Source organism: Kitasatospora sp. MAP5-34 (genome assembly GCF_029894335.1).
Taxonomy (GTDB): domain Bacteria; phylum Actinomycetota; class Actinomycetes; order Streptomycetales; family Streptomycetaceae; genus Kitasatospora.
Map to the genome: position 1 here is coordinate 137697 of NZ_JARXZC010000015.1, position 7184 is coordinate 144880.

General features: G+C 71.2%; 6 protein-coding genes. 4 read left to right on the top strand and 2 right to left on the bottom strand.

Going from position 1 to position 7184, the window contains the following annotated elements:
- Nucleotides 1-28: 28 nt before the first annotated feature.
- Nucleotides 29-1534: an APC family permease gene (locus P3T29_RS15365; RefSeq protein ID WP_280716995.1), complete on the bottom strand. Its 1506-nt coding sequence runs from the start codon at nucleotides 1532-1534 to the stop codon at nucleotides 29-31.
- 133 nt (nucleotides 1535-1667) lie between these two features.
- On the bottom strand, nucleotides 1668-2957 hold the full coding sequence (locus tag P3T29_RS15370) for an alpha/beta hydrolase-fold protein (protein ID WP_280716996.1): 1290 nt from the start codon (nucleotides 2955-2957) through the stop codon (nucleotides 1668-1670).
- Between the two features lie 273 nt (nucleotides 2958-3230).
- Between P3T29_RS15370 and P3T29_RS15375 the strand changes: the two genes are divergently transcribed.
- The 4 genes from P3T29_RS15375 (at nucleotide 3231) to P3T29_RS15390 (ending at nucleotide 7048) form a co-directional block, all read left to right on the top strand.
- Entirely contained in the window at nucleotides 3231-4184 is a 954-nt protein-coding gene (locus tag P3T29_RS15375; RefSeq protein ID WP_280716997.1) for an ATP-binding cassette domain-containing protein, read from the top strand.
- Complete coding sequence (locus P3T29_RS15380; RefSeq protein ID WP_280716998.1) at nucleotides 4181-5002, top strand: ABC transporter permease subunit; 822 nt, start codon at nucleotides 4181-4183, stop codon at nucleotides 5000-5002. Before P3T29_RS15375 ends, P3T29_RS15380 begins: the two co-directional genes overlap by 4 nt.
- A 79-nt stretch (nucleotides 5003-5081) precedes the next feature.
- A complete protein-coding gene (locus P3T29_RS15385) occupies nucleotides 5082-6377 on the top strand; it encodes a histidine kinase (RefSeq protein ID WP_280716999.1) in 1296 nt (431 codons plus the stop codon).
- The gene (locus P3T29_RS15390) at nucleotides 6377-7048 is read left to right on the top strand and encodes a response regulator transcription factor (RefSeq protein ID WP_280717000.1); all 672 of its coding nucleotides are present in this window, start codon (nucleotides 6377-6379) and stop codon (nucleotides 7046-7048) included. Before P3T29_RS15385 ends, P3T29_RS15390 begins: the two co-directional genes overlap by 1 nt.
- Nucleotides 7049-7184 lie beyond the last annotated feature (136 nt).

Consider the following 7184-nt stretch of genomic DNA (forward strand, 5'->3'; position numbering starts at 1 on the left):
TTCGCGGGCGAGTGGAACTGACGGAGAGTCAGGCGTTGCGTTCCTGGGAGTCCTCGACCACCAGGCGGCCCATCACCTCGTACTTCTCGGGGTGCCGGGCCCGCATGTAGAGGGCGAGGGCGATGCCGCCGGCGAAGACGGCAGCGACGATCCACGGGATCAGCTTGAAGAAGAAGATCTTCGAGGCAGCGCCCGCCGCCGTGTCCAGGTTGACCACCAGCAGCACGATCGCCGCCAGCATCCCGAGCCCGCCGAGCAGCGGCGCGGTGAAGGTCCGGAACCAGTGCCGGGATTCGGGGTGGTTGCGGCGGAAGTACACGATCACCGCGAACGAGCAGAGCGTCTGCACCACAAGCAGCGCCAGCGTGCCGAGGATCGCGGTGAGCGTGTAGAGGCTGACGTACGGGTCCTGGCCGGCCGCCCAGAAGCCGCCGACGACGGCGAGCGCGATCGCGGTCTGGGCGAACGAGGCGACGTGCGGGGAGCCGTGCCGGGGGTGGGTGCGGCCGAGCGCGGGGTGCAGGAAGCCCTCCCGGCCGATCGCGTACAGGTAGCGGGAGGCGCACTGGTGGAAGGCCATGCCGCAGGCGAACGCGCTGGTGCACATCAGCCACTGGAAGGCGGTGACGGCCCAGTGGCCCAGGTAGGTCTGGGCGGGGGCGAGGAAGAGGTCGAGCGGGTTGGCGCCGTTCGCGACGGTGAGCGCTGCGGCCGGCCCGTTGCCGGACAGCACCATCCAGGTGACGAAGGTGTACAGCACGCCGAGGACGAGCACCGCGAGCAGCGTCGCGCGCGGGATGATCCGCTTGGGGTTGCGCGACTCCTCGCCGTACATCGCGGTGGACTCGAAGCCGATCCACGACCAGAAGCAGAAGAACAGCCCGACCCCCGCGTTGACCCCGGCGAACGCGCCGGTCGGGTTCAGCGTGCCGACCTGCAGCCCGGCCGGGCCGCCGCCGTGGGCCAGCACCGAGCCGGCCAGCAGCACCAGCATCACCACCTCGCCGACCAGGAAGACGCCGAGCACCTTGGAGGCGACCTCCAGGTCGAAGTACGAGAGCACGGCGGTGACCGCGAGCATCGCCAGCGCGAACACCTGCCAGGCCCAGTGCAGCCCGAACTGCGCGGCGAACGCCTGCTGGGCGAAGTACGCGAAGATGCCGACGATCGACGCCTCGAACACCACGTACGCGAGCACCGCCAGCAGTCCGGAGGCCATCCCGACCACCCGACCCAGGCCGTGCGAGACGAAGCCGTAGAACGCGCCGGCGGTGGTGATGTGCCGGGCCATCGAGACGTACCCGACCGTGAAGACGGTCAGCACGACGGTGACGAAGAGGAAGGCGGCCGGCGCGTGGGTGCCGCTGCCGCCACCGACGATGACCGGCAGGTTGCCGGTCATCGCGGTGATCGGCGCGGCGGTCGCCAGTGCCATGAAGACCACTCCGGCCAGACCGACCGAATTCGCCTTCAGGCGTTGGACGTTCGGCGGTCCGGTGGTGCTGGCGGCGACGGGATCCTGGACGGTTGGCATGGTTTCTCCCTGGGGCGACGCGCACTGGCTCTGCCATTCAGAGTTGGCCCAGTGTGGTGCGTGTCACGTGCCGTGGGGCATGACCAGGGTGTAGCGCGGCCTGTTAAAGGATTGACGGCCTGTAGGTCTGTACTTACGCGGGAGCCGTCGCGGGCTTGCCGACCGGCGGATGCGGGCCCGGGGTGCCGAGCTGGCGGGAGAGCCAGGGCAGCGCCTCGGAGAAGGCTTCGGAGGCGAACTGCCAGACGTGCTTACCGGGTTGGACGGTCACGGTGCTGTCGATACCGTCCTTGCGCGCGGCCTGCTCGAGCTGCCTGGCCTGCTTGATGTGCGCGGCCTCCTGGTCTCCGCTCTCGAACCAGCCGGAGACACCCTTGTACTTGTGGTGCTGCGCCAGCACGGTCAGCGGGTCGTGGGCGTTCCAGGCGTTCGCGTCGCCGCCGTACAGCGTGTCGATGGTGTGCTGCTTGTCACCGGAGTTGGGGCCGACGTCGCCCGAGATGTCCTCGAAGTGCGTGAAGACGTCGGGGTGTTCGACCGCGAGGTCGACGGCGCAGGTGCCGCCCATCGACCAGCCGACCACACCCCAGTTGCGCGCGGCGGTCGAGGTGCCGAAGGTCTTCTCGACGTACGGCGGGATGTCCTTGACGAGGTGGTCCTCGGCGTGGCCGTTCGGGCCGTTGACGCACTCGGTGTCCACCTTGAAGCCGCCGGTCGCGTCGGTGAAGACCAGGACGGGCGCGAAGCCGTTGTGCTTCTCGGCGTACGCGTCGATGGTCTGCACGGCGGTCCCGGCCCGCACCCAGTTGTCCGGCGCGGCGAACTCGCCGCCGATCATCTCCAGGACGGGCAGCTTGGGCCGGTGGATGCTGCGGAACCAGGCCGGCGGCAGGTAGACGAGTTCCTGCCGGTGGGTGAAGCCACTGGCGGTGTCCGGGATGTCCACCTCGACGATCCGGCCGGTCGTGGTCTTGCCGGTGACCGTGCCGAGTTGGTCGAGGGTGATCTGCTCGGGCAGCGGGTCGCCGCTCAGCCCGCCGATCGCGTCGGCCATCGTCGGGAAGTAACCGGTGGACATGTTCAGCTCGTTGGCCCCGGCGAACACCGCGAGCAGCATCGCGACCGGCGCGAGCAGCCGGTGCCACCAGCGGGCACCGCGCCAGCCGACCACCAGGACGGTCAGCGCGGTCAGCGCGACGCCCAGCCAGAGCCAGAGCTCGAACGGCAGCGGGTCGGTGATCCCCGCCGAAGTCAGCACCACCACCGCGACGACCGCCGTCAGCAGCGCGCCCACCGCGAGGATGAGCGGAGCGCGGCGCAGGCGCCAGCGGCGGTCGCGCAGCCCGAAGGCGGCGAGGCAGGCAGCAACGGCGGCGAGCTGGACGGTCCAGGGGAACCAGCCGTCGAGGAGTGACACGTTCATCCCGCGAGCCTAACCAGTCCCACCCGGCGCGAGGGCCACGGGACCGGGCTGCCGAGGTTCTGTGACGTGGTCGGGACGACTGGTTCAGCCGTCCGTTCCGAGGCGGGCCGGCCCCGAGATCTCGAGGCCCGTCAGCCTTGAGATGTAGTCCCGCTGCATCTCACGACCCAGTCGCCACCTGCACAGATCGTCCCGGCGGCGCTCGTCCGCGCGTCCGGCGGCCCATAACGTTGAGCTGTCATCCACCCGCCCGTCCCGCCCCGAGGAACCCTCATGATCGAAGCCGTCGGCCTGACCAAGCGCTACGGCCCGAAAACCGCCGTCCAGGACCTGAGTTTCAGCGTCCGTCCCGGGATCGTCACCGGCTTCCTGGGCCCCAACGGTGCGGGTAAGTCCACCACCATGCGCATGCTGCTCGGGCTCGACACGCCGAGCGCCGGGCACGCGATCGTCAACGGCCGCCGCTACAGCGAGCACGCCGCCCCGCTGCGCGAGGTCGGCGCGATGCTGGAGGCCCGGGCCATCCACACCGGCCGCAGCGCCTACAACCACCTGCTCGCCCTGGCGGCCACCCACGGCATCCCGCGCAGCCGGGTGGACGAGGTGGTCGACGTCGTCGGCCTGCGCGAGGTCGCCAAGAAGCGGGCCGGCGGGTTCTCGCTCGGCATGGGCCAGCGGCTCGGCATCGCGAGCGCGCTGCTCGGCGACCCGGCGACGCTGATCCTGGACGAGCCGGTCAACGGGCTCGACCCCGAGGGCATCCTGTGGATCCGCAACCTGCTCAAGTCGCTCGCCGCCGAGGGCCGTACGGTCCTGGTCTCCTCGCACCTGATGAGCGAGATGGCGCTGACCGCCGAGCACCTGATCGTGATCGGCCGGGGCAAGCTCATCGCCGACACCTCGGTCGAGGAGTTCACCCGTAGCGCGTCCAGCGGCGCCGTCCTGGTGCGCACGCCCGACGCGGTCCGCCTCGGCAAGCTGCTGGGCGAGTTGGACGGTGTGACGGTGACCACCGGTGACGACGTCCAGGTCCTGGAGGTGAGCGGCGCCGAGAGCGAGCAGATCGGCCGCCTCGCCGCCGAGCACTCGCTGGTGCTCTTCGAGCTGACGCCGCAGCAGGCGTCGCTGGAGGAGGCGTTCATGGAAATGACCAAGGACGCCGTCGAGTACGAGGCAGTCGTCACCCCCCGCGCCACCGCCGTTCCGGTCAAGGAGCACGCCGCATGAGCACCGTCACCATCCTCTCCACCCGGGCCGGCAGCGGCTCCGTCACGCTCCCCAGGGTCGTCAAGTCCGAGTGGATCAAGTTCCGCACCCTGCGTTCGAGCTACTACACGCTCTTCGCGGCGGTCTTCTTCATGGTCGGCTTCGGCCTGCTCGCCTGCTACGGCGCGATCGACCACCTCGACCACCCGGACGTGCGTGACCACGCCTTCAGCATCGACGCCGCCGACCGCAGCCTGCGCGGCTACCTCGCGGCGCAGCTGGCCATCGGCGTCCTCGGCGTCCTGGTCGTCAGCGGCGAGTACAGCACCGGCATGATCCGGGCCTCGCTCTCCGCCGTGCCGCGCCGGCTCCCGGTGCTCTGGGCGAAGGCCGCCGTGTTCGGCGCCATCACCCTGGTGGTGACCTCGATCACCGCGTTCGTCGCCTTCTTCGCCGGCCAGGCGATCCTGGCGAGCCACCACGTGGACACCACGCTGTCCGCCTCCGGCGTGCTGCGCACCGTCCTCGGCACCTCGCTCTACCTCACCGCCGTCGGCCTGCTCGCGGTCGGCATCGGCGCGCTGATCCGCAACACCGCCGGTGGCATCGCCGCCGTCTTCGGCCTGCTGCTGGTCCTGCCGACGCTGGTCGAGGTGCTGCCCGCCAACTGGAGCAGCAACATCGGCCCGTACCTCCCCGGTGCGGCCGGCCAGCAGGTGGCCACCCTGCACGCCGACCCCGGCATGCTCGCCCCCTGGACGGGCTTCGGCGTGATGTGCGTGTACGTGCTGGCGGCGCTCATCGGCGCGGCCGTGATGCTCAAGCGCCGGGACGCGTGAGAGCCATGCGCGCCAGGCTGATGCTGCGGGCGCTGACGGCGATGTCCGCGATCCGCGCGCTTCGTACGAGAATGGTCCGGTGACCACCGCAGAAGAAGCCCCGGCAGCCCCCGGGCGGCGATTCCTACCCGCCGCCCGGGGGCTGCGCGATCTGGCCGCACTGATCGGCCGGCTCCGCGTCCGGGTGCTCACCGAGCGGTACCCGACCACCGTCGACCTGGCGTTCGCGCTGCTGATCCTGACGCTGACCAGCCTGCCGCACCACCGCTTCCAACAGCCGGGCACCTGGGTCTGGGTGCTGCAGGCCGCGCTCGTCCTGCCGCTGACCTTCCGGCGCCGGGCGCCGTACGCGGTGTTCGGCGTCACCGCGCTGGTCGCCTTCGTGCAGTGGCTGACCAGCCAGGCGATGCCTGCCGACATCGCGGTGCTGCTGGCGCTCTACACCGTCGCCGCGCACTGCCCGCGCCGGCGGACGCTGATGGCGTTCGGGGTGGCGGAGCTGGGCGTCGTCATGCTGCTGGTCCGGGTGATGACCTCGTCCGTCGGGTTCGCCGATCCCATGGAGAGCGGGTTCCGGCTGATGCTGATGCTCAGCGGCACGGTGACGGCCGCCGCCGTCCTCGGCCTGAACGTCCGGGCCAGGCGGACTCAGCTCAAGGCCCTGCACGAGCGGGCCCGGGAGCTGGAGCGCCAGCGCGACCAGCAGTCGGCGCTGGCCGTCGCCGAGGAGCGCTCGCGGATCGCCCGCGAGATGCACGACATCGTGACGCACAACCTCTCCGTGATGGTCGCCCTCGCGGACGGCGCGGTCTACGCCAACCCGCTCGCCCCGGAGAAGGCCACCGCCGCGATGCGGCAGTCGGCCACCACCGGGCGGCAGGCGCTCACCGAGATGCGGCGCTTCCTGGGCGTCCTGCGCGCCGACGAACCGGACGCGCTGCGCCACCCGCAGCCCGGCCTCGGGCAGCTGGCGGCGCTCACCGAGCAGGTCCGGGCGGCCGGCCTGCCCACCACGCTGTCGCTGACGGGCGAGACCGACGAGATCTCCCCCGCCGCCCAGCTCACGGTCTACCGGATCGTCCAGGAGTGCCTGACCAACACGCTCAAGCACACCGCCCCCGGCGCCCGGGCCCAGGTCAGGGTGGACTGCTCGGCCTCGGCGGTGGCGCTGGAGGTACGCAACGACGGGCGTCCACTGCCCCGGGCCTCCGACCACGTCGGCCAGGGTCTCGCCGGGATGCGCGAGCGCGCGGCGGCGTACGGTGGCAGCCTGACCGCCGGCCCGCTGGCGGGCGGTGGCTGGCGGGTCGCCGTCACCCTCGACCTCGGTCCCGACCTCGCCCCTGATCCCGCCCCTGAGGAGATCACGCCCTGATGACCGTCCGAGTCCTGCTGGTCGACGACCAGCCGCTGATGCGCGTCGCGTTCACCCTCGTCCTCGACTCGCAGCCCGACCTCGAGGTGGTCGGCGAGGCCGGGGACGGCGCCGAGGCGGTGCGGCTCGCCGTCCGGCACCAGGTGGACGTGGTGCTGATGGACGTCCGGATGCCCGGGATGGACGGCATCGAGGCGACCCGGGAGATCGTCGAGCGCTGCCCGGAGACCAAGGTGCTCATCCTGACCACCTTCGACCTGGACGAGTACGCCTTCGCCGCGCTGCGCGCCGGGGCCTCCGGCTTCCTGCTGAAGAACGCCCAGCCGGACGAGCTGCTGAGCGCGATCCGGTCCGTCGCGGTCGGTGACGCGGTGGTCGCCCCCCGGATCACCCGACGCCTGCTGGACACCTTCGCCACCCAGCTCCCCGCCGACGGCGGCGGGCGCGGACAGGGCGAGCAGGCCGTCGAGGCGCTCACCGCGCGCGAGCGCAGCGTGCTGATCCAGGTCGCCCGGGGCCTGTCCAACGCCGAGGTCGCGGCGGAACTCTGCCTGGCCGAGGCGACCGTGAAGACCCACGTCAGCCGGATGCTGCTGAAGCTCGGGCTGCGCGACCGGGTGCAGGCCGTGGTCTTCGCGTACGAGAACCGGTTGGTGCTGCCCTCGGCATGAGGCTCTGAGCCTCGCACCCCTGTCTCTGACCGGCCACCTGCGCCGGCTAGCTGTGTCCTTCGCACATAGGGAAACGTGTGTCGAGCCAGCGGGGGTGGGTTGGGTCGACTTCGAGTATGTCGAGGAGTCGGGCCTG